This is a genomic window from Dyella sp. EPa41 (assembly GCF_016586165.1).
In the GTDB taxonomy this organism is placed as follows: domain Bacteria; phylum Pseudomonadota; class Gammaproteobacteria; order Xanthomonadales; family Rhodanobacteraceae; genus Dyella.
Genome location: NZ_BCPR01000007.1, coordinates 76,400 through 96,561, shown reverse-complemented (window position 1 = coordinate 96,561; position 20,162 = coordinate 76,400). Strand labels below are relative to the sequence as shown.

23 protein-coding genes and 1 pseudogene are annotated in these 20,162 nt (G+C 66.5%); 7 read left to right on the top strand and 17 right to left on the bottom strand.

All coding sequences use genetic code 11. The features are described from left to right. The 4 genes and pseudogenes from JMF82_RS04300 to JMF82_RS04285 form a co-directional block, all read left to right on the top strand. Nucleotides 1–513, top strand: a pseudogene (locus JMF82_RS04300) (hypothetical protein); the annotation flags it as partial. Nucleotides 514–607: 94 nt separating this feature from the next. Continuing rightward, complete coding sequence (locus tag JMF82_RS04295) at nt 608–1,699, top strand: histidine kinase (RefSeq protein WP_236585288.1); 1,092 nt, start codon at nt 608–610, stop codon at nt 1,697–1,699. Next, nucleotides 1,696–2,454: a response regulator gene (locus JMF82_RS04290; protein ID WP_201313302.1), complete on the top strand. Its 759-nt coding sequence runs from the start codon at nt 1,696–1,698 to the stop codon at nt 2,452–2,454. Before JMF82_RS04295 ends, JMF82_RS04290 begins: the two co-directional genes overlap by 4 nt. Nucleotides 2,455–2,580: 126 nt before the next feature. Continuing rightward, nucleotides 2,581–3,561 (top strand): PD40 domain-containing protein, encoded by a 981-nt coding sequence (locus JMF82_RS04285; RefSeq protein ID WP_201313301.1) that lies wholly within the window; start codon nt 2,581–2,583, stop codon nt 3,559–3,561. Nucleotides 3,562–3,572: 11 nt separating this feature from the next. Here the strand turns inward: JMF82_RS04285 and JMF82_RS04280 are convergent, their stop codons facing one another. From JMF82_RS04280 to JMF82_RS04220, 13 genes are all read right to left on the bottom strand, one after another. Then, a complete protein-coding gene (locus tag JMF82_RS04280) occupies nt 3,573–4,520 on the bottom strand; it encodes a prolyl oligopeptidase family serine peptidase (RefSeq protein WP_201313300.1) in 948 nt (315 codons plus the stop codon). 32 nt (nt 4,521–4,552) lie between these two features. Further along, a complete protein-coding gene (locus tag JMF82_RS04275) occupies nt 4,553–5,011 on the bottom strand; it encodes a GNAT family N-acetyltransferase (protein WP_201313299.1) in 459 nt (152 codons plus the stop codon). After that, complete coding sequence (locus tag JMF82_RS04270) at nt 5,011–6,105, bottom strand: AI-2E family transporter (protein ID WP_236585289.1); 1,095 nt, start codon at nt 6,103–6,105, stop codon at nt 5,011–5,013. Before JMF82_RS04270 ends, JMF82_RS04275 begins: the two co-directional genes overlap by 1 nt. Nucleotides 6,106–6,173: 68 nt before the next feature. After that, nucleotides 6,174–6,464, bottom strand: coding sequence for a hypothetical protein (locus JMF82_RS04265; protein WP_201313297.1), 291 nt, complete (start codon nt 6,462–6,464; stop codon nt 6,174–6,176). Further along, nucleotides 6,461–6,928: an ABC transporter ATP-binding protein gene (locus JMF82_RS04260; protein ID WP_201313296.1), complete on the bottom strand. Its 468-nt coding sequence runs from the start codon at nt 6,926–6,928 to the stop codon at nt 6,461–6,463. Before JMF82_RS04260 ends, JMF82_RS04265 begins: the two co-directional genes overlap by 4 nt. A gap of 17 nt (nt 6,929–6,945) precedes the next feature. Further along, nucleotides 6,946–7,317, bottom strand: coding sequence for a DUF883 family protein (locus tag JMF82_RS04255; RefSeq protein ID WP_201313295.1), 372 nt, complete (start codon nt 7,315–7,317; stop codon nt 6,946–6,948). Between the two features lie 82 nt (nt 7,318–7,399). After that, entirely contained in the window at nt 7,400–7,555 is a 156-nt protein-coding gene (locus tag JMF82_RS04250) for a DUF1328 domain-containing protein (protein ID WP_114240942.1), read from the bottom strand. Between the two features lie 116 nt (nt 7,556–7,671). After that, nucleotides 7,672–8,292 carry a YbhB/YbcL family Raf kinase inhibitor-like protein gene (locus tag JMF82_RS04245; protein WP_201313294.1) on the bottom strand — a complete coding sequence of 207 codons (621 nt, stop codon included), beginning with the start codon at nt 8,290–8,292 and terminating at the stop codon, nt 7,672–7,674. A gap of 61 nt (nt 8,293–8,353) precedes the next feature. Continuing rightward, nucleotides 8,354–9,445, bottom strand: a complete 1,092-nt coding sequence (locus JMF82_RS04240) for a PQQ-dependent sugar dehydrogenase (RefSeq protein ID WP_201313293.1) — start codon at nt 9,443–9,445, stop codon at nt 8,354–8,356. A 141-nt stretch (nt 9,446–9,586) separates the two neighbouring features. Further along, entirely contained in the window at nt 9,587–9,991 is a 405-nt protein-coding gene (locus JMF82_RS04235) for a DUF3224 domain-containing protein (protein ID WP_201313292.1), read from the bottom strand. Between the two features lie 126 nt (nt 9,992–10,117). Further along, nucleotides 10,118–11,119, bottom strand: coding sequence for an alpha/beta fold hydrolase (locus tag JMF82_RS04230; RefSeq protein ID WP_201313291.1), 1,002 nt, complete (start codon nt 11,117–11,119; stop codon nt 10,118–10,120). Next, nucleotides 11,116–11,934: a lysophospholipid acyltransferase family protein gene (locus JMF82_RS04225; protein WP_201313290.1), complete on the bottom strand. Its 819-nt coding sequence runs from the start codon at nt 11,932–11,934 to the stop codon at nt 11,116–11,118. The genes JMF82_RS04230 and JMF82_RS04225 overlap by 4 nt, the downstream gene beginning before the upstream one ends. 54 nt (nt 11,935–11,988) lie before the next feature. Then, complete coding sequence (locus tag JMF82_RS04220) at nt 11,989–12,465, bottom strand: Lrp/AsnC family transcriptional regulator (protein ID WP_201313289.1); 477 nt, start codon at nt 12,463–12,465, stop codon at nt 11,989–11,991. A 145-nt stretch (nt 12,466–12,610) separates the two neighbouring features. Here JMF82_RS04220 and phhA point away from each other — a divergent pair, with 145 nt between their 5' ends. Continuing rightward, nucleotides 12,611–13,501 (top strand): phenylalanine 4-monooxygenase, encoded by an 891-nt coding sequence (gene phhA, locus JMF82_RS04215; protein ID WP_201313288.1) that lies wholly within the window; start codon nt 12,611–12,613, stop codon nt 13,499–13,501. A 170-nt stretch (nt 13,502–13,671) separates the two neighbouring features. Further along, nucleotides 13,672–14,289, top strand: a complete 618-nt coding sequence (locus JMF82_RS04210; RefSeq protein ID WP_201313287.1) for an OmpW family outer membrane protein — start codon at nt 13,672–13,674, stop codon at nt 14,287–14,289. 76 nt (nt 14,290–14,365) lie between these two features. On the opposite strand, the gene JMF82_RS04205 is transcribed toward JMF82_RS04210, so the two are convergent. Beyond that, nucleotides 14,366–15,049, bottom strand: a complete 684-nt coding sequence (locus JMF82_RS04205; protein WP_201313286.1) for an RES family NAD+ phosphorylase — start codon at nt 15,047–15,049, stop codon at nt 14,366–14,368. Nucleotides 15,050–15,222: 173 nt separating this feature from the next. After that, on the bottom strand, nt 15,223–15,615 hold the full coding sequence (locus JMF82_RS04200) for an MbcA/ParS/Xre antitoxin family protein (RefSeq protein WP_201313285.1): 393 nt from the start codon (nt 15,613–15,615) through the stop codon (nt 15,223–15,225). A 185-nt stretch (nt 15,616–15,800) separates the two neighbouring features. Here JMF82_RS04200 and JMF82_RS04195 point away from each other — a divergent pair, with 185 nt between their 5' ends. Then, nucleotides 15,801–16,340, top strand: a complete 540-nt coding sequence (locus JMF82_RS04195; RefSeq protein ID WP_201313284.1) for an SRPBCC domain-containing protein — start codon at nt 15,801–15,803, stop codon at nt 16,338–16,340. A gap of 132 nt (nt 16,341–16,472) precedes the next feature. Here JMF82_RS04195 and JMF82_RS04190 read toward each other — a convergent pair whose 3' ends face one another. Then, nucleotides 16,473–18,236, bottom strand: a complete 1,764-nt coding sequence (locus tag JMF82_RS04190; protein ID WP_201313304.1) for a DUF885 family protein — start codon at nt 18,234–18,236, stop codon at nt 16,473–16,475. A gap of 17 nt (nt 18,237–18,253) precedes the next feature. Beyond that, a complete protein-coding gene (locus JMF82_RS04185; RefSeq protein ID WP_201313283.1) occupies nt 18,254–19,912 on the bottom strand; it encodes a SulP family inorganic anion transporter in 1,659 nt (552 codons plus the stop codon). Between the last annotated feature and the right edge of the window lie 250 nt (nt 19,913–20,162).

The window sequence follows — 20,162 nt, the reverse complement described above, 5'->3', positions numbered from 1 at the left end:
GATGTGGTGAACACCTGCAACAGCACGTTCGCGCCGAGCATCGCGCAGGACGGCAGCCTCTATTACATCGGCTGTGCACCCGACGGCGAGCTGCGTCCGTTGCGTGCCTCCTATGAAAATGGCAGCTACCAGGCCCCCTATGTGGTAGCCGTCGGCGACAGGCAGGCGCAGATCCGCGACGTCGCCATCGCGCCGGATCGCTCCTTCATGGTCTTCAGCATCAAGGTCGATCCCAGGCAGCCTTACCGGCTCGCCATCGCCTTCCACACCGAGCAGAACTGGACCGCGCCGGAAGACCTCGGCGACGCGGTGAACGGCGGCACGCACAGCATGGGTTCGCAGCTGGGCTGCGACCACCGCACGCTGTATTACTCCAGCGACCGAAGCCTGCCGTCGAAGGACACGAAAGGCGCCGCCGGGGACGATCACATCTGGCGCATCTCGCTGGCGCCGTGGCTGGACGCGCATGGCCAGGCCACGCCCGCCGCGCCCGCGCACTGCACGGCCGGATGAGCCGGCAGGCACGCCTTCAGGCACTGTCATCGCGCTGGCCGCCACTCCACACTGCAGCGGTTCGTCGTAGCGACCTGCGCCGGGAGGGCTCCACGTGTCCAAGTTGATGACCTTGCCACGCTTGAAGACCCAGGGACTGGTCCTGGCCTTCTGGACCCTGCTCGCCGGCTCCTACACCGTCAGCGCGATCCTCTCTTCGATCAGCGAGGGCATGCCGGTGGTGTGGTATCGCCCGCTGGCGTGGAACTTCACCAACTTCTACCTGTGGATGCTGCTGACGCCACTGGTGTCGTGGCTGGGCCGGCGCACCGCCAGCCACGGCTGGGGTCGCTTCTTCGCGATCCACCTGCCGGCAAGCATGCTGCTGGCGACCTTGCAGGTGCTGGTGATGCAGGCGATCTACTGGCAGCTGTGCGGGCCGCCCCAATCGGAGCCGCAGCTGACGCTCGGCGCCTTCATGCGCATGCAGTTTGCCTACAACTTCCACCTCGCCTGGGTGACCTATGGCGTGCTGCTGGTGGTGCTGCGCGCGATCGACTCGCAGCGCCGCCTGCGCGACGAGCGCCTGCGCAGCTCGCAGCTGGAGACGCAGCTGGTGCAGTCGCAGCTGCAGACGCTGCGCGTGCAATTGCAGCCGCACTTCCTGTTCAACACGCTCAACGCGATCTCGGCCCTGGCGCTGGCCGATCCCATGCAGGCGCGGCTGATGATCGCCCGGCTCAGCGACTTCCTGCGGCTTACGCTCGAGGAGCGCCACGCGCAACAGGTACCGCTGTCACGCGAGATGGAATTCCTCCAGTGCTATCTCGGCATCCAGCAGGTGCGCTTCCAGGATCGCCTGACCACGCACCTGGACGTGGCGACCGACACGGTGCGCGCATTGGTGCCCAACATGATCCTGCAGCCGCTGGTGGAGAACGCGCTGCGTCACGGCCTGCTCGACAAGACCGAGCGCGGCACGCTGCACATCGTCACCCGTCGCGACGGCGATTCGCTGTTGCTGCGCGTCGACGACGACGGCATCGGGTTGCCGCCCGAGGGCCCGCGCGACGGCCTGGGCCTGGGCAATACGCGCACGCGGCTCGACATGCTGTTCGGCAACGCCGCGACATTGGAACTGCTGCCGCGCACCCACGGCGGAACGCGCGTGGAGATGCGCTTCCCCTACCGCGAGTGCGCGGCATGAACGCGCCGCCGATCCGCACGCTGCTGGTCGACGATGAAGTGCTCGCGCGCCTCGCCATCCGGCAGGCCCTCGCCTCGCATCCGGACGTGGCGATCGTGGGCGAATGCGGCAACGCCATCGAAGCGCAGCAGGCGATACGCGCGCTGGATCCGGACCTGTTGTTCCTCGACATCCGCATGCCCGGCATGGACGGCTTCAAGCTGCTGCATGGCCTCAAGCGGGACACCACGCCGATGGTGGTGTTCGCGACCGCGTTCGGCCAGCACGCCTTGCGGGCCTTCGATGCCGATGCGCTGGACTATGTGCTCAAGCCGATCGACCAGGAGCGCTTCGACCAGGCCATGGCGCGCGTGCGCCGGCATTGGCAGGGCTTGCACGCTACGCCCACGACGGCGCGGGCGGCGGCGCCGCCCCCCAGTCCCTACCTGCAGCGCCTGAGCGTGCAGCACGGCGAGCATATCCGGGTGATCCCGGTGGACGACATCGACTGGCTGCGCGCCGACGGCAACTACGTGCACATCCGCGCGGGCGCGGCGAGTTATTTGCACCGCGAGTCGCTGCGGCAGCTGCTCGCCGCGCTCGACCCCTTGCGCTTCCTGCGCATCCATCGTGGCATCGTGGTGAACGTGGAACGCATCCGCGAGGTCCACCCCCTCTTCCAGGGCAGCGCCGAAGTGGTGCTGCGCGACGGCACGCGGCTCAACCTCAGCCGCCGTTTCCGCATGCAGGCCCGCCGCGCACTCGGCATGGCGTGACGCCGCCGGTGGCGCGCAGGCCACCGCTCGTCACCGACTGCCGACCGCCTGGCACGGAAGCGCTGCGCGGGACGCGCCTGGCGGACATGCTGGCGACAACCTCCACGCAAGCAAAGGATGTCATCCATGCCGCGCAAGCCGTTTGTCCTCGCGTTCTCGATCGCCGCCGCCATGTCCGCCCATGCCGAGGCCCATGCGGGCGAACTGGTCGGGCCGGGCGTGATTTCCACGGGCCTGCAGGAAACCTCCGCGGCGCTCACGCCGGACGGCGACACGCTCTACTTCATGCGCTCGGATTTCGCGGAGAAGGACGACACCATCCTGGTTTCGCACCGTCGCGGCGGACAATGGTCCACCCCCGAGGTGGTGCCGTTCTCCGGCCAGTGGCACGATTCCGAACCCACCTTGTCACCCGATGGCAAGCGCCTCTATTTCGTCTCCAATCGCCCGCCCCACCCCGGTGACGCACCTGTCACGGCTGAAATGAACGGGCGGCATTTCACCGGAAGCCACCTCTGGTACGCCGAGCGGCAGGCCGACGGCGGTTGGGGCCGGCCCGTGCACGTGGATGGCGCGCACAACGATGGCGCGATGATCTACAACCCTTCGGTGGCGGCCAACGGCGACATCTATTTCTCCGCGCACCGCGAAGACTCGGGCAAGCTCTACCAGATCTATGTCATCCGGCGCACAGGCAGCGGTTACGCCGCGCCGGAACGCGTCGACCTGGGTGACCTCGAGCACAACCGCATGGACCCGAGCGTGGACCCGCAACAACGCTTCCTGGTCTACGCCGGCAACGAGGGCGATTCGTTGGGCAGCGCGGACCTCTACATCGCCTTTCGCGATGCCGGCGGCCATTGGGGCAAGCCCGTGCACCTGGACGGTGACGTCAACAGCCCTTCGTTGGAGAACGCGCCCTCATTGGGGCCACGTTTCGGCGAGCTTTACGTATCCAGCAGCCGCGAGGAGGAAGTGCGCTTTCCCAAAAAGCCCGACAGCATCGCCTCGCTGCAGAACCGGCTGCAGGGCCCGCTCAATGGCTCACGCAATCTGTGGCGGTTCGATATCGGCAACGTGCTGAAGGCGCACGGCATCGACCACTGACCCACGCACGGTCAATGGGCGATGAACCACCTCGCCACGGCCAGGCGCACGCTGGCGAGGCCTTGTGGATCGGATGCCCATTGATGCGAAACGCCCGGCAAGCGGGTGAACTGCAATCGCTGCGCATGAGCGCGATACAGCGGCCTCAAGCGTGCGCCGAGATCGTCCAGTGCGTGCGCGTCGATGACCGGATCGTCGGCTCCCCGCAGGAACAGCAGCGCGGGTGGCGGCGTGCCTCCCGCGATCTGGTCGACATGGTCGACGGCGTCCGTCTGCTTGGCCAGCTCGCGTGAAGCCGGTGACCACGCGTAGGTGTGTCCGGTGGCCTGTTCGAACGCCTGCACCGATGCCGTCAGCCCCATGGATGGATTGATGAACACGGCCGTGTTCACGGCCACCGCATGCCGTGACATCGCATAGAGCGCCGCTGCACCGCCGGCGGAGAAGCCGACCAGACCGATCGCTTCCCGTGGCCGCAGGCAGCCTTGCTCTTCCAGTGCATGGACCACGCCCGGAAGTTCGTCGCCCGCGCCCGCCACCACCGGCTTGAAGACCTGCAGCCCGACGTCCTTTCCCTGTCGCTGCGCCAGCTCTTTCATGCCGCCGGGCAAGGCGCGGTCGCCGAACAACGGCAAGCCGAGATACACCTTCACCGCGTCCACGTCATCCAGCGGCAGCGCCTCCATCATCGCCGCCTCGCTCGCCGGTGGTCCGAAACCATGCCAGAGGACGATCGGCGGCCGGCTTACACGCTTGGGTACGCGCACGATCGCGGGAACACCGGCGAGCGTCGTTCGATGCACTTCGACACCGGCGGTGGGTAGTGCCGCGGCGCAGAGCTGCGTTTCAACGCTGGCCTGGGCCGGATGGGGGACGGCGAGCGACAGGCCCAGCAGCAACAACGGAAGCGTGGCGAATCGTGTGATCCAGGGAGTAGTGGGCACGGGCACGTCACGCATCGGAAGGTCCTGTCGTCCGCCAGGCGGTCACGCTACAGCAGCTTGCGATACACCACAAAGCCCGACTTGTCCGCGACCTTGTCGTACAGCCGCATCGCGGTGGCATTGGTTTCGTGCGTCTGCCAATACACGCGTGGCGCGCCTGCCTGTCGCGCGCGTTCGTACACCGCCTCGATCAATGCGCGCCCCACGCCCATGCCACGTGCCGCTTCCACGGTGAACAGGTCCTGCAGGTAGCAGCTGTGGCCGATGCTGGTCGTGCTGCGATGGAACAGGTAATGCGCCAGGCCGAGCAACTGTCCGTCACGTTCGGCAACCAGCGCGTGCACGGGTTCCCCGGCATCGAAGAAACGCGCCCAGCTGCAACGCGTGATCGCTTCCGGCAGGGCCGTCTCGCCGCTGCGCCCGTAGAAGGCGTTGTAGCCATCCCACAACGGCTTCCAGGCGTCGAAATCGCTGGCGGCAATGTCCCGCACCACCAGCGCGGCCATCAGCGCTGCACCATCCGCGCGAACCATGCCCAGCCGCGCACGCGCTCGGCCACCAGCTTGGCGCTGGTCAGCATCGGCACGGCCAGCAGCGCGCCCGGAATGCCCCACAGCCAGCCCCAGATCAGCAGCCACAGCAGGATCGCGATCGGGCTCAGCCGCATGCGGTGGCCCTGGATCAGCGGCGTGACCACGTTGCCTTCCAGCGCCGTGATACCGGCGAAGGTCAGCGCGGGCAACAGCGCGGCGCCGGCATCGTTGAAGTTGAGCAGGCCCACGATGGCCAGCACCGTGGTCGTGGTGATGGCGCCCACGTAGGGAATGTAGTTGGCCAGCATCGCCACCGTGCCCCACAGCAGCGGATCGGGCATGTGGTACAGCCACAGCATGCCGGCGGTGATGGCGCCCAGGCCCATGTTGATCAGCGTCGCCGTGAGGATGTAGCGCGATACCTCGTACTGGATGCTGCGCACGATGGCCACCGCGTGCCGCTTGTAACCGAAGCTCGGCGACGCCTCGACCAGCCGCCGCAGCATCACGTCGCCATAGACGAGGAAGAAGAACACCAGCAGCACCACGGTCAGCACGCCCGCCAGCACTTTCGGCGTGGTGGCCACCACATCCCAGGCGCTGATGGACAGCGGCGGCGGTTGCTGCACCACCTGGCTGCGCACCTGGCCCGACAGGCTCTGCGTCGCCCGGTTCGCCGCTTCGAACGGCTGCGTGAAGGTGCGCAGCTTGGGCACGAAGTTGCGGATGGCGGTGGGTGCCTCGTGGAACCATCCCATGGCGGGCTGCGCCAGCATGCCCACGCCCGCGCCGATGCCGGTGATCAGCCCGATCATCAAGACGCTGGCGCCCAGCCAGCGCGGGATGTGCCACTGCGCGCCGCGCGCCACGATGGGGTTGAGCGCAAGCCCGATGAACGAGGCCAGCACCAGCGGTATCAGCAGTTGCTTGGTCAGCGTGACGGTGTAGAGCAGCGCCAGCATGACGAAGATGTTGAGCACGATGCGGATGCCGCGGAGGTGGCGCCGCGCGCTCTGCGTACGCATCACGCGCATGACGTCATGGCGCGGCTGGCGCGCGGGCACCATGGTCTCCACCGCGACGGTCCGCACCTCTCCCTCGGCCGGGGGAGGCGTTGAGGTAGGGTCGACGGCTTTCATGAAGGATCGAAACTGTCCTGCGCGAATTCGGCCAGCAATCGCGCGCCCTGCCCGACCAGCTCGGCGGCCGTGCCGCTGAGCAATGCGCCCAGGCCCGGCACGCGCAGCGGATGCACGTTGAGCTGGCCCAGCACGAAGCCCGCGCCCGCGGCAGCGCCCACCGTGGTCAGCGGATAGCGCTGGCCGCGTGACAGCAGGGCATGGGTCGGCACCGCCAGTTCGTGGCGGGCGTCCTGCGCGCGCGCCTGCGCGCTACGTACGGCCTGCAGTTGCTTGAAGAGGCTCATGGCGCATCCTCGGGGCGGGTATCGCCCTGCGAATCGGGACGATGCAGGACCTCGCGCATCATCGCATTCCATTCGCCACGCGTCGCGGGCAGCGTCATCCAGTGCATGCAACGCCGGAACAGCACGATGGCGCCGAACAGGACACCCAGCTCCAGCAGCGCCAGCACCGCGAGTGCCCAGGTCCACGAGCCGAACCACTGCGCCAGCAGCCACCCCGCCAGCCCCAGCAGGGTCAGGCCCAGCCCTACCGCCGCCACCATGGCGACCAGCGCGGCGGCGAGCAGCCAATGCACGGCGCTGCGTGCCAGGCCGAGCTCCGCCGCCAGCAGTCGCAGCTGGGCGCCGAACAACCGGTGGAGGGCACGGCCGAACCGCCCCAGATCGTCGAGCAGACCGGGCGGTGGGGCTGGAGCCGGTATTTCATCGGGTGCCCCCGCGTTGCTGCCGCTGTCGGTCTGATCCATCCGTTGCCCTCGTCGCGTCAGCGACGAAGTATGCGACCAAGCAGCCAGCCTGCGCCAAGCGCGATCGCCACGGACTGCACGGGCTTCTCGCGAACGTACTCGCGTGCGCGATCCAGCCATTCGTCGGCGCGATCGACGGCATCGTCGTAGGCTTCGCGTCCACGCTGGCGATATTCGTCGGCCTTCTCGGTGGCACGCGTGGCGGCGTCGGCGGCCTTGTCGGTGGCGCGATGCAGGCTTTCCTCGACATGGTCGGCAGCGCGCTCGACGGCTTCCTTGGTGTTCGTCACCGCGCTGGAGGTGGCCTGCTTGATGCGTTCGGCGCGATCTTCAATACGCTCGGCGGCCGTATTGCCGACGTCTCCTGGCGCCTGGACCTGCTTGTTCATGACATTCTCCGGTGAGCGTTATGCGATAGAGCCGCACTGGCCTGTGCGTATCGGGGCCCGCGAGCCCCGATACGTCCCTGGATCAGCTAGCGCGGCGAAAGAAGGCGATCACGGCGAGGATCAAAAAGATGATGAACAGGATCTTGGCAATGCCGGCTGCCGTGCCGGCGATACCTGTGAAACCAAACAGGGCCGCGATGATGGCGATGACCAGAAATACCAAGGCGTAATGCAGCATGGGGCTTTCCTCTTGACGGGGCAGTGCTTCGCCCCGTGTCATTCATCCACAGCGCATGCCTTGCGGGCGTGAAAATCCAGGCTCGTCCGCGCCATGTTGGGTTTCGTTCACGCTGTTCAGGCGAGCGCGGGATTGAGCGTATACGTGCCCATCAATTCCGCTTCCGCCAGCACATGGCCGTCCATCGCGGACCTCAGCTCGGCGATGGTGAAGCCATCGGCGAGCTTCAGGTGTTCCACGTCCAGCGCGTACAGGCGGAAGTGGTAGTGGTGCACCAGCGAGTCGTTCCACGGCGGGCACGGGCCGTCGTAGCCCAGGTATTCGCCCTTCATGTCCGCATCGCCGGCGAACCAGCCGGTGTAATCGTTGAGGCCTTGCACGCTGCCCGGCGGACCGTACGGCGCGCGCTTGCCATGCGCCACGATGCCGTCGCTGCAGGCGCCCTCCGCCAGTTCGCCGCATTCGACAGGGATGTTGGCCATCAGCCAGTGCACGAATTCCACGCGCGGCAGGTCCACCGGCACGGTGCGGCCTTCCTGGTTGACGTCGTCGGGCTTGCTCGGCACGTCGAAGTCGATGCACATCAGCACGAACGAGCGCGTCGCCAGCGGTGCGTCTTTCCACGCCAGGTTCGGGCTCAGGTTGTCCGAGAGCGCCACCGGCTGCCCGATCTTGCAGAACGCGTTGGCTGGCGGGATCGGTTGCCCATGGCGGAAGTTGTCGCTGCGCAATTGCACGGTGGTTCTCCTGCGAAGTCTCGAAAGGTGTCCTGCCGATCGTAGCGGACGCGACCCTGCGTCAGGGCTGGTACGTCACGCGATAGACCGCGCCGGCAAGGTCGTCGCTCACCAACACGCTGCCATCGGGCAGCGGCTGCACGTCGGCGGGCCGGCCCCAGGCCGTCTCGTTCTGCTCGAAGCCTTCGATCAGCGGTTCGTAGGCAACGACCTTGTCGCCATGGAGGCGCACCGTCATCACGCGATAGCCGGATTTCCTGGTGCGATTCCACGAACCGTGCTCGGCAATGATGATCGCGCCCTTGTAGCCGGCCGGAAACTGCTTGCCTTCGTAAAAGCGCAGCCCCAGCGACGCGACGTGCGCGCCCAGCTTCAGCACCGGCGGCGCATAGTCCTTGCAGTTCTTGCCCTTGCCGAACTCGGGATCGAGGATGTCGCCCTGGTGGCAATACGGATAACCGAAGTGCTCGCCGGTGCGCGACAGGCGGTTGAGCTCGTCGCTGGGCACCTCGTCGCCCAGCAGGTCGCGCCCGTTGTCGGTGAACCACATCTGCCTGGTGCCGGGCTGCCAATCGAAGCCGACCGTGTTGCGGACGCCGTAGGCGACATCTTCCAGGCCGCTGCCATCGGCATTCATGCGGGTGATCTTGGCGTAGTCCTTGCCCTTGTCGCAGATGTTGCACGGCGCGCCGACCGGCACGTAGAGCTTGCCGTCGGGGCCAAACGCGATGAACTTCCAGCCGTGGTGCGTTTCGGTCGGAAACTTGTCGTACACCACTTGCGGCTTCGGCGGATCATCCAGGTGGTTCTCGATGTCGCGCAGCACGAGGATCTTGCTGACCGCGGAAATGTAGAGATCGCCATTGCGAAACGCGACGCCCACCGGCAACTGGAGGCCGCTGGCCACCACGCGCACCTTGTCGGCATGGCCGCTGCCGGTGCTGTCGGTCAGCGCATAGACCTTGCCGGCATCGTTGGAGCCGACGAAGACGGTACCCTTCGCGCCCAGCGCGATCTCGCGCGCGTTCGCCACATCGTCCGCGTAGATGGCGACGTGGAAACCCTTGGGCAGCGTGAGCTTGTCCAGCTGCGGCGCCGCATTGGCCGTGTGGACGGCCAGGAGGCCAAGCAGTGCGAACATCCAGCGACGCATGAGCAAGCTTCCCGCTGACGGAAAGGCTGAAGCGTAGCGCGCCGGCCGCCTGCCTTCCACGACCGAATGATGGCCGTGCCTGGCGGATGCCTGCTGCCGATCGCACGGAGCGCGGAAAACGACCGCCACGCAACCACTTGGCTACGCGACGTCAGGCAGCGAGTACGCCAGCTCGTAGTGATGCACGCCATCGGCGATGCGGATGGTCAGTACGCCGGCGATGCCGCTCAGTCCGTCGGTACCCGAATCGGGCACGATGGTGATCGACAGCTGCGGCGCGCCGCGGTTCATGACGCCGCTGTGTTGCAGCGCAAAGCTGCCCTCGCGGCCATGCAGCACGGCCTGGACACGCTCCATCGCCACGTAGCCGGCGGAACCGTCGACGGCCGTGCCCACGGCAAGCATCTGTCCGCGACCGACGCCCTCCAGGTCGCCCTTGAACTGCTTCTCGATCGCCATGCGGCCGACGCTGGGATCGCCCACGCCCTCCGCAAAGGATTGCGGCGTGATCTTCACCTCGAAGGTGCCCTTGGCATGCATGGCCATCTCCATTCTCCCTCATGGCATAGTCGCTCGCGCGGCGGGCGCTGCGCGGATGCAGCGCCATCGCGAGGCCGCGCGCAACGGCACGACCACGGCGGCCTGCCAAAGGCCACCGCCGGCGGGGCCATACTACGATGCGACCGCGTTGAATCGCGCGGCGATGTACTCGTCCGTGAAGCTGGTCATGTCCCAGCCGCGAATGAAGCCGCAATGGCCGCCATAGGTGGAGATATCCAGCTCCACATTGGCCGGCAGGTCCAGCTTGTCGAAGGCGTCAACCGGAATCACGGGGTCGTCACGCGCGGTGAGGATCGTCGCCGGCACATGCAGGTCGGCGAGCGCGCGACCGGCCACCGAATAGCCGTCCAGATAGGCTTCCAGCGAAACGAAATCCGTATGGCGCGCCACCAGCGACGCGGTAAGGCCGCGCAGGTTCTGCCTGAGCTCGGACAACTCGAAGTATTGCTGCTGCGGAAACGCGGCCTGCTTGGCCTGCAGCGAACGGCGCCACTTGTGCATGAAGTACGCCTGGTAGAACCAGGGCGCGGTAGCCTCCAGCGAAAACAGGCCCTCGCTGGGGTCGATGATCGGGCACACCGCCAGCGCATAGCTCAACGACAAGCCTGCCGCCGGTGCCCGCAGGGCGGCGCGCAAGGCGAAGTTGCCGCCCAGCGAGAAACCCGCCAGCGCCATCGGCCGGCTCGGATAGCGCTGCGCGATATCGCACAGCGCATGCACTACTTCATCGATGCGGCACGAGTGGAACAGCGCTTCGTTGAGGTGATGGCTGTCGCCGTGGTCGCGGAAATTGAGGCGGAAGATGTCCCAGCCGTCGGCAAGCAGGCGGCTGCCGGTCTGCAGCACATAGGTCGAATCGACGCTGCCCTCCCAGCCGTGGAACAGCACGGCCAGGCCGCGCGACTGCGGCTTGGCCTTCTGCGCCGTGTAGGCGCCAGTGAGGCGCACGCCGTCGCCGCCGTCCACCATCACCGGCTCGGCGCCATCCATCACCGTCTGCGCCGCCTTGGGCAACAGCACGCGCCGCACGCCGCTGGAGGACAACATGGTCTGGATGTGGCCGCTGCGCAGCGGCCATGGCGGCAGGAAATCCTTTCCCTTCGGCAGAGTCATGCGCGGGTGTCGTTGGTCGGCTGGTCTTCCAGCGCCAGGGCAATGCGTTCGCGCGACAGCTCCGCCATGCGGCGGCGCGCGTCCGGCGTGGCCGGCACGGGCTCGAGGAAATGCACCTCCGCGTCCAGCGGCGCTTCACCGAGCAGGCGCAGGAAGTTCTGCATGAAGTTCTCGTGCTCGCGGAAGCCCGCGTCGACCACGCGGCGCCCGTCGCGCGCAAAGCGCAGCGCGACCGGCTGCACCGGCACCCCGGCGTCCAGCGCGGCCTGGAAGATGCGCGCATGGAACACGCGCAGCACGCCGTTGTGGCCGGTACCGCCCTCGGGGAACACCGCCACCGAGCGTCCGCCGCGCAAGCGCTCCACCATCACCTGCATCACCGCCGCCAGCGAATGGTTGCTGCCGCGACGATGGAAGATCGTGCCGCCGGCCGACGCCAGCCAGCCCACCAGCGGCCAGCTGGCGATCTCCGCCTTGGCCACGAAACAGGCCGCGCGCTGGCTGTGCAGCAACTCGATGTCGATCCACGAGGTGTGGTTGGCCACGAACAGCGCCGGGTCCGCCAGCGGCGTGCCCACGCGCACGGAGCGCAGGCCGAAGATGCGCAGCAGCGCGGTGGACCACCAGCGGATCATGCGATGCGGGAACGGCTCGCGGCCGTTCCGCATCACCGCGTCGCGATTCCAGGTAAGGACGCATCCGCACAGCAGGATGCCCAGCACCACGTGCAGCAGCAGGAGCGGTACGCGCCAGGCGTAACGCAGGGGTCGCATGGGGTCTCGGCGGGCCGGAGCGGAAACGGTGTGGGTACTCATCAGTCCAGTTAGTTTAGCGTTAGTCGGGGCGATCCTGTGCCCCACTTCCGTGCCTCAGCGTTCCACAGGATTCAGCGGTAAAGCAGCCGATCGCTTCACTGTACGCAGGACAAAGCTGGAATTGACGTCAGCCACGCCTGCCGCGTTCAACAGCCGGTCAAGCAGGAATCTCGAAAAATCCTGCAGGTCCGCCACGAAGACGTGCAGCAGGTAGTCCATGTCGCCGGTGAGCGCATAGCAGGCCACCACTTCGTCCCAGCCGTTGACCAGCTCCACGAAGCGCTCCACCGCTGCGCTTTCATGCTTGGTGAGCTGGACGCGCACGAAGGCCTGCAGGCCCAGGCCCACGGCCTGCGGGTCCACCTGGGCGCTGTAGCCGGTGAGGATGCCCTCCGACTCCAGCCGCTGCACGCGCCTGAGGCAGGCCGAGGGCGACAGGCTGACCTTCTCGGCCAGTTCGGCATTGGTGATGCGACCATCGCTCTGAAGCACCGCAAGAATACGCAGGTCAGTACGGTCCAGGTTCGGCATGGCAATAAATGCTCAGGTTAGCGACCCATCGCACAATATTATTGCTCATTTGACCCGGCAGAGAGCAATAAAACAATCTTCGTGCGCGGGTTCGGCCCTATGCTGACGCCACAGCCTTCATCCGGCCTCCCGCCAGGAACCCGCCATGAACACCCCCCCTCGCCGCGTCGAACACCACCAGACCGACCGTGGCTACGTGCCGGTATATGCCACCGGCGTGGTCGAGCAGCCGTGGGCGGATTACACGGCCACGGACCACGACGTGTGGGACACCCTGTACAAACGCCAGCGCGAGCTGTTGCCCGGGCGGGCCTGCCAGGAGTTCCTCGATGGCGTGGAGCGCTTTGGCCTGGGCGACGGCGGCATCCCGAAGTTCGCCGACCTCAACAAGGTGCTGGGCGAGACCACCGGCTGGGAACTGGTCGCCGTGGAAGGTCTGTTGCCCGATGAAGTCTTCTTCGACCACCTGGCTCATCGCCGCTTTCCGGTGAGCTGGTGGATCCGCAAGCCCGACCAGCTGGACTACCTCAGCGAACCCGACCTGTTCCACGACCTGTTCGGCCACGTGCCGCTGCTGCTCAACCCGGTCTTCGCCGACTACATGCAGGCCTACGGCCGCGGTGGCATGAAGGCGTTCGCGATCGGCCCCGAAGCACTGATGAACCTCACGCGCTTGTATTGGTACACGGTGGAGTTCGGCCTGATCAACACCAAGGACGGCATGCGCATCTACGGCGCGGGCATCGTCAGCTCCAAGGGCGAATCGATCTACTCGCTCGACTCGCCCTCGCCCAACCGCATCGGCTTCGGCCTCGAACGCGTGATGAGCACGCGCTACCGCATCGACACGTACCAGCAGACCTACTTCGTGATCGACAGCTTCGAGCAGCTGTTCGACGCCACGCGCCCCGACTTCACGCCGATCTACGCCAAGCTTCGCGAGGAGACCCCGCATGCTGCCGGCGACGTGCTCGACGGCGACCGCGTGTTCACGCGCGGCAACCGCGAGGGCTGGGCGACCAACGCCGACACCTGAGCGCGTATCACGCGGTTCAACACGAAAAGCCCGCTGTCCGGCGGGCTTTTTCTTTTCTGCATGCTGCTCGGCATGCGTCGGTATGCCCTAGTCGCGCTTGATTCAAGTCAAAACCGCACAACGAAATTCTCACGAGCATGGACTCGTTCGATACAACACGGATGAGCCCCATGAAAGTTCTGCTTCCCCTCGTCATCGCCGCGGCCCTTGGCACCGTTGCCGCTCCCGCCGCCCATGCCGACAGCAACGACAACTGGGTCGTACGCTTCGGCGCGCACGCCGTCGATCCCAAGAGCCACAACGGCACCCTTGCCGGCGCCCGCTCGTCGGTCAGCACCAGCGTGCGTCCCACCGGCAGCATCGAATACATGATCACGCCCAATCTCGGCGTGGACCTGCTGGCCGCCTGGCCTTTCCAGCACGACGTGAAGCTCTCGGGCGTCGGCAAGGTGGCACAGACCAAGGAACTGCCGCCGACGCTGGGCCTCAACTACCACTTCATCCCTGACAGCCAGGTGTCACCCTTCATCGGCGTTGGCGTCAACTACACCAATTTCTTCGACACCAAGGGCGCCGGTGCGCTCAAGGGCGCCAGCGTCAGCATCGACAACAGCTGGGGCGTGGCCGCGCATGCCGGCATCGACGTGAAGATCAACCCCAAGTGGATCTTCACCGCCGACCTGCGCTGGGTCGACATCGAGAGCGATGTGCACGTCAACGGCGCCAAGGTCGGCACCGCCAAGATCAATCCCATCGTGTACGGCGTGAGCCTCGGCTACCGCTTCTGATTTCCTTGGAAAGGACTTCCGGCAAGGATGCCGGGTGGGCCTCCCGTCATGGGAGGCCCTTTCTTTTGTGTGCGCGTCAACCGCGCTTCCATTCGTCGACGGTGAGCACCTGGGCGATGCGCTTGCCGTCCCAGCGATACATCAGGTGCTGCGCCTGCACGCAAGGCGCGACGCGGTCGGGATAGAACACCGCGACGCATTCACCACCTCGATGGCGCACGCTGTCGTAGACGAGTCCATCGGAGCCTTCTTTGCGCAGCCGCCGCGCCAGGGCGACACCCGCGCCGTAGTCGTCGGGATCGTGCTCGGCCTTCCAATGACCGCGCAGGTCATGCAGCTTGCCGTGGATGCTGGTGCGATAGCAGCGCATCTCGATGTCGCACGGCGGTTCCGCGGTGGCCGCGAGAAAGCGTTCGCGGTGGTAGACGGTTTCCTCCACCGCGGTCGCAACGCTGTGGCCGGCGTAGAACACGCCCCAGCTGCCGTCGGAAAACCGGCTGCCTTCGGGATTGAGATGGGTAAACGCGGCCATTACCGGTGTCGTACCGGGACCACTGATGCGGCGCTCCTTCGGCACCAGGTTCAGTTGCCCCAGCTCGGTGCGCAGGCGTGGGTTGGTCAACGCTTCGATGGCAAACAGCGCGTCCAGGTCACCTGGTTCGGCAATGCGGTCGAATACGCCGACAGGCGGAAAACGACTGGGAACGATGCGATAGGCCTGGTTCCAGCGGATGCGCTTCAGCGGTGGATTGTCTGCCATGACGAGTGCTTCTCACGCGGTCTGCCAGAAGAAGAGAGTATGGCTGGCCGGCGTATCGAGGGTTGCGACGTGGGCCGCAGCGTCTTTCGCCGTAAGCGAAGACTGATCGCGTCGCCTGTGCGACGACGTTCCCAATGACCGGCGATGCATGCGTCAAGGAAGGACGAGCCGCCTCAGCCGCGTTGGGCATCCAGGTACTGGCGGACCACATAGAGGTCGGCCACGTTGCCGGACAGCATGCGCTGCAATGCCGACTGTCCTGCGAACAACGGCGCCTGGTTGGCGCGGTGCACCCAGCCATCGGCCTGCTGCGCGTCGGGGAACAGGATCTGCAGGTCCTTCCAGATGCCCAGCAGATAACTGATGCGTTCGAGCGTGTCGCGACCCAGCGTGCCTTCCTGCAGGCGCTTCCACTTGTAGAAGGTGGATTCCGGCGGGTCGCCCAGGAGGCGCCGCTGGTCGGCAATGCGCAGGTTCCAGCGTTCGGCCAGGTTGAAGAAGGCGCGCAAGGCGGGACCGCTCAGGTCGGTCGCCGGGATGGTGTCGGACTGGAGATGTGCAGCCATGGCAAACTCTCCGTATAAAGCTTGATGTCAATATACTGTATTGGTGAAGTTTTCGCCAGCACCCCTAAGAACCAACCTCGCCCGGCAAGCGGGTAACCCGCCCTGGAACCGGTACGCCGACCAGCCTATGTCTGGCGTCGCGCGTCCCGCGCATACTCCGGCCGCCTTTCCTGCGGGAGAACACCATGCGCGCCCTGTTTCTGCTCGCCGTCGCCAGCCTCGTGCCCGCCCTGGGCGGTCATGCCGAGGTAAAGGATTCCGGCGCGGATCACCTGCTGATCGTCAACACGCGCACGATCCACGCATCACCCGACAAGGTCTACGCGGCGCTGACCGATATCGGTCACTGGTGGGACAGCGAACACACCTATTCGGGCGATGCCGCCAACCTCAGCATGCAGCCGTCGGCGGGCGGTTGCTTCTGCGAACGCTGGGGCGCGCAGAGCGTGGCGCATGGCCGGGTGATCTGGGCGAATCCGGGGCATCTGCTGCGGCTGGAGTCGGCGCTCGGGCCGCTGCAAGGCATGGCCGTGCAGGGGGTGATGACGTTTGCCCTCAAGCCGGCGGGCGATGGCACCACGCTGCAGTTCGAGTATCGCGTGAATGGCTCGGGCAGCAGTGCGCTGGACCAGCTCGCGCCGAACGTCGATGGCGTGCTGATGGCGCAACTGGGGCGGCTGCAGCAGTTTGTGGAAACCGGCAAAGCGGCGGCGCTGAAGCCCTGACGGAAAGGCACGAGGGGAAGCCCAGCCGCGAGTACCCGCTCCCCACCCCGGACCTCTCCTCGCTCCTCAAAGCCGCGGCCATCCATGGCCGCTCCCCGCGTGCGTCGGCGGGGAGAGGAAGACGTGCCGTGACTACGGGGCCTTCGGCTTGGCGCAATCGCAACCGAAGTCCGGCTCGGGGCCGCCGTCGGCGATGAAGCGGTCGATGCGCTTTTCCAACACCGGCAATGGCACGGAGCCGAGCTGCAGGATGGTGTCGTGGAAGTGGCGTACGTCGAACCTGGTGCCCAGCGCCTGTTCGGCTTTCTGGCGCAACTCCAACATCTTCAGGTAGCCCAGCTCATAGGACAGTGCCTGGCCCGGCCAGCTGATGTAGCGATCGACTTCGTTGGCGATCTCGCGGTCGGACAGCGCGGTGTTCTGCGTCATGAAGTCGATCGCCTGCTGGCGCGTCCAGCCGAGGTGATGGATGCCGGTGTCGACGACGAGGCGGCACGCGCGCCACATCTGGTAGGTCAGATAGCCGAAGCGGTCGTAGGGCGTCTTGTAGATGCCCATTTCGTTGCCGAGGTATTCGGAATACAGGCCCCAGCCTTCGCCGAACGCGGAGATGTAGCCCTCGCGGCGGAACGCCGGCTGGCCCTTCTGCTCCGCCGCCAGCGCCAGCTGCAGCGAGTGGCCGGGCGCGGATTCGTGCAGGGTCAACGCGGGCATGTTGTAGAGCGGGCGCGACGGCAGGTCGTAGGTGTTGACCAGATAGCTGCCGGCACCGCCGCGGCCCGAGGTGTAGTACGGCGCGATGTCCGCCGGCACCGGCACGATGGCGAAGCGCTGGCGCGGCAACCGGCCGAACTGCTTGCCCAGCTGCGCGTCCACCTGCTTGGCCACCCAGGCGGTGCGCATCAGCAGTTCGTCGGGCGTCTTGGCGTAGAACTGCGGGTCGGTGCGCAGGAAGTGCAGGAATTCCGGGAAGCTTCCCTTGAAGCCGGTCTCCTGCATGGTCTTCACCATCTCGGCGTGGATCTTCGCCACCTGGTCCATGCCCACCTTGTGGATGGTGTCGGGATCGAGATCGAGCGTGGTGTATTCGATGATCTGCTGGCGGTACCACGCCTTGCCGTCGGGCATGGCCTCGGCGGCCAGCGTGGTGCGCGCCTTGGGCACGTATTCGTTGCGGAAAAAGGTGAGCAGGGTGCCGTAGGCCGGGATCACCTTGCCGCCGATCGCCTGCTTCGCCTCGTCCTGCAGCTTCGCCGCCTCGGCGGGCGCGATCGAGGTGGGCATCTTCTCGAACGGCTTGTAGAAGCTGCTCTTGGTCGGATCCTTGAGTTCGGCCACCGAGGCGATCGACACGTCACGGCCGTTGAGCACTTCGCGCGGCACGCTGAAGCCGCGCGCGAGGCCGTCGCGCATGTTGTCGATCTGCTGGCTGAAGTAAGACGGCACCTGGCCCAGGCGCTCGATGTAATGGTGGTAGTCCTGCGCGGTACGCAGGTTGTCGCCTTCGAGCACGTAGCCGAGGTCGCTCCAGAACGCCGAGTCGCTGTTGAACGGCATCTGCCACTGCTTGAACGTCTGCACGGCGAGCAGGTTCTGGATCTGCGCGCGGTAGATCGCGTAGTTGACCTGGTCTTCCGGCGACAGCTGCTTCACGTCGACGCCGTCGAGATCCTTCAGCACCTTCTGCCAGTAGTCCTGCCGCTTCTGCTGGCTGGCGGCATCCACATTGTCCAACCGCCCGCCGTTGGGCTGCGCCTCGCCGGAGGATGCGATGCCGGACTGGCCGTTGCGCCACGCCCATTCGGCGTCATAGATCTGCTTGAAGCGGGCGGCGGCGTCCTGTGCGGCGAAGGCGGGCGCGACGACGGCGAGGGCGGCCGCGGCCAGCCAGGTCATGCGGATGGATGGCGTCACTACGAATTTCCCTTGTCCGGAGTAGAAGTGGGCGATGGTGCCAACACGGCATCCTCTACGCTCCAGTCGTCCAGCGCCTGTGGCGGAAGCTGGGGTAGCGCCATGCGCATCAGCGCATCGCGGGCATCGTCCTTCAATCGTGCCACGCGCAACTCGATGCCGCGAGCGGCCAGCCAGCTGACGAAATCGCCCAGCGATTCGAGCACGGTGCCGTCGAGGTCCGGCGATTCCTCCAGGCTCAGGATCACCCGGTGCAGGCCCTGCTGCGCCTCGACACGATGGCGCGCCTGCACGAATACGGCTTCAGCGTTGGCGAAGAACAAGGGTTCCTCGGGACGGACGATGAGCATGCCCGGCGGCGGCACCGCCTCGGGACGCAGGGCGATATCCACGAAGTCGTGGCCCTCGGCGAGGCGGCCCAGCACGCATAGCCGCGGCGTTGCCAACTGCCGCAACAGCATCACCAGGCTGAAGGCGATGGCGAACAGCAGGCCGTTGAGGATGCCCAGCGACAGCACCGCCAACACGGCCGCCAGCGCCACCAGCCGATCGCGATGCCAGCGCAGATACGGCGCGAAGGTCGACAGGCGCAACGACTTGCTCACCGCGTGGATCACGATTGCCGCCAGCACCGGCTGCGGGATGCGCTCGATCCAGCGCAACGCGAACACCACCAGCAACAGCACCGTGGCCGCCGCGATAAGGCCGGACCAACGCGATTGCGCGCCCGCCGCTTCGTTGGCCGATGTGGCGGAATAGCCTGCGCCAACCGGCATGCCATGCAATGCGCCTGAAACCACGTTGGCGATGCCCAGCACGAGCAGGTCGCGATTGGGCTCGACCTTGTCGCCGTGCTTGAGCGCAAAGCCACGGATGGAGCTGTACGACTCCGCGTAGAGGATCAGCAGCAGCGCCGCCGCCAGTTCCACGCTGGGCAGCCATTGCCCGCTTTGCGGCCAGCTCGGCCAGCCCAACGCCTGGGCCAGGTCGATACGCCCGGTCAGCGTCACGCCCTGCCCTTGGAGCCACCCCGCAGCCACCACGCCCAGCACGATCACCGCCAGGCTGCCCGGCAATCGCCGCCATCGCTCGCCAACGAACAGCAACGCCAGCGCGAGCACGCCGGTGCCGACCGAGGCCAGCTTCATCTGCGTAGACACGCCGGCCAGGTCCACCAGCAGCTTGGGCACGAAATCGCCATGCACGTCCGCCACGCCGAACAAGTGGGGCAGCTGCTTCAGCGCGATCACGCAGGCGAGGCCGAAGGTGTAACCGCGCAGCACCGGCCGCGCGATCAGGTGCGAGAGACCGCCCAGCCGCGCGGCGCCGGCAATCAGGAAACACACGCCCGCCAGCAGCACCAGCGTGGCGCCGATCGCGGCGCGCGAGACGTTGTCACCGCCCGCCAACGCCAAGGTGCCCGCCGCCAGCACGGCAGCCGACGATGAAGTAGCGGAAACGATCGCATAGCGGCTGCGTCCCAGCAGGCCATAGCTGACCAGGCCCACGAAGAGCGCGATCACGCCCGCCTGCGGCGGCAGGTTGGCGATGCCGGAGTACGCCACTGCCTCTGGAAGCAGGAGGCCGGCGATGGACAGGCCGGAGACGAGGTCCAGATGCCAGGCGGGGGCAACGTTGGGGTTCTCGGTCGCGGGCATCGGTGGCTCCGGCGCAAATGGCGGAGTGAGGGTAACTGAAGCGGTTGGAGCGGGTCTCTTTTCTGTTTGGGGGATGCGTGGCCGCGTCGTGCCCCACTGTAGGAGCGCACCCTGTGCGCGATGGCCTTTCGGGCCGGTTTGCATGGTTGTGGTTCTTTTGAGAGCGCGGGTGTTGCCTTCGGTTGCCATGCTGTCGCCAGGGTGCCGCCTACGCGGCGGGCGTTTGATCCCCTGCCCTTGTAGGAGCGCA

Bases quoted from the DNA above. Each gene is read 5' to 3' on its own strand.
- JMF82_RS04290 (WP_201313302.1), top strand. From the start codon at position 1,696: ATGAACGCGCCGCCGATCCGCACGCTGCTGGTCGACGATGAAGTGCTC.
- JMF82_RS04285 (WP_201313301.1), top strand. From the start codon at position 2,581: ATGCCGCGCAAGCCGTTTGTCCTCGCGTTCTCGATCGCCGCCGCCATG.
- JMF82_RS04280 (WP_201313300.1), bottom strand. From the start codon at position 4,520: ATGCGTGACGTGCCCGTGCCCACTACTCCCTGGATCACACGATTCGCC.
- JMF82_RS04275 (WP_201313299.1), bottom strand. From the start codon at position 5,011: ATGGCCGCGCTGGTGGTGCGGGACATTGCCGCCAGCGATTTCGACGCC.
- JMF82_RS04270 (WP_236585289.1), bottom strand. From the start codon at position 6,105: ATGGTGCCCGCGCGCCAGCCGCGCCATGACGTCATGCGCGTGATGCGT.
- JMF82_RS04265 (WP_201313297.1), bottom strand. From the start codon at position 6,464: ATGAGCCTCTTCAAGCAACTGCAGGCCGTACGTAGCGCGCAGGCGCGC.
- JMF82_RS04260 (WP_201313296.1), bottom strand. From the start codon at position 6,928: ATGGATCAGACCGACAGCGGCAGCAACGCGGGGGCACCCGATGAAATA.
- JMF82_RS04255 (WP_201313295.1), bottom strand. From the start codon at position 7,317: ATGAACAAGCAGGTCCAGGCGCCAGGAGACGTCGGCAATACGGCCGCC.
- JMF82_RS04250 (WP_114240942.1), bottom strand. From the start codon at position 7,555: ATGCTGCATTACGCCTTGGTATTTCTGGTCATCGCCATCATCGCGGCC.
- JMF82_RS04240 (WP_201313293.1), bottom strand. From the start codon at position 9,445: ATGCGTCGCTGGATGTTCGCACTGCTTGGCCTCCTGGCCGTCCACACG.
- JMF82_RS04235 (WP_201313292.1), bottom strand. From the start codon at position 9,991: ATGGCCATGCATGCCAAGGGCACCTTCGAGGTGAAGATCACGCCGCAA.
- JMF82_RS04230 (WP_201313291.1), bottom strand. From the start codon at position 11,119: ATGACTCTGCCGAAGGGAAAGGATTTCCTGCCGCCATGGCCGCTGCGC.
- JMF82_RS04225 (WP_201313290.1), bottom strand. From the start codon at position 11,934: ATGAGTACCCACACCGTTTCCGCTCCGGCCCGCCGAGACCCCATGCGA.
- JMF82_RS04220 (WP_201313289.1), bottom strand. From the start codon at position 12,465: ATGCCGAACCTGGACCGTACTGACCTGCGTATTCTTGCGGTGCTTCAG.
- phhA (WP_201313288.1), top strand. From the start codon at position 12,611: ATGAACACCCCCCCTCGCCGCGTCGAACACCACCAGACCGACCGTGGC.
- JMF82_RS04210 (WP_201313287.1), top strand. From the start codon at position 13,672: ATGAAAGTTCTGCTTCCCCTCGTCATCGCCGCGGCCCTTGGCACCGTT.
- JMF82_RS04205 (WP_201313286.1), bottom strand. From the start codon at position 15,049: ATGGCAGACAATCCACCGCTGAAGCGCATCCGCTGGAACCAGGCCTAT.
- JMF82_RS04200 (WP_201313285.1), bottom strand. From the start codon at position 15,615: ATGGCTGCACATCTCCAGTCCGACACCATCCCGGCGACCGACCTGAGC.
- JMF82_RS04195 (WP_201313284.1), top strand. From the start codon at position 15,801: ATGCGCGCCCTGTTTCTGCTCGCCGTCGCCAGCCTCGTGCCCGCCCTG.
- JMF82_RS04190 (WP_201313304.1), bottom strand. From the start codon at position 18,236: ATGACCTGGCTGGCCGCGGCCGCCCTCGCCGTCGTCGCGCCCGCCTTC.
- JMF82_RS04185 (WP_201313283.1), bottom strand. From the start codon at position 19,912: ATGCCCGCGACCGAGAACCCCAACGTTGCCCCCGCCTGGCATCTGGAC.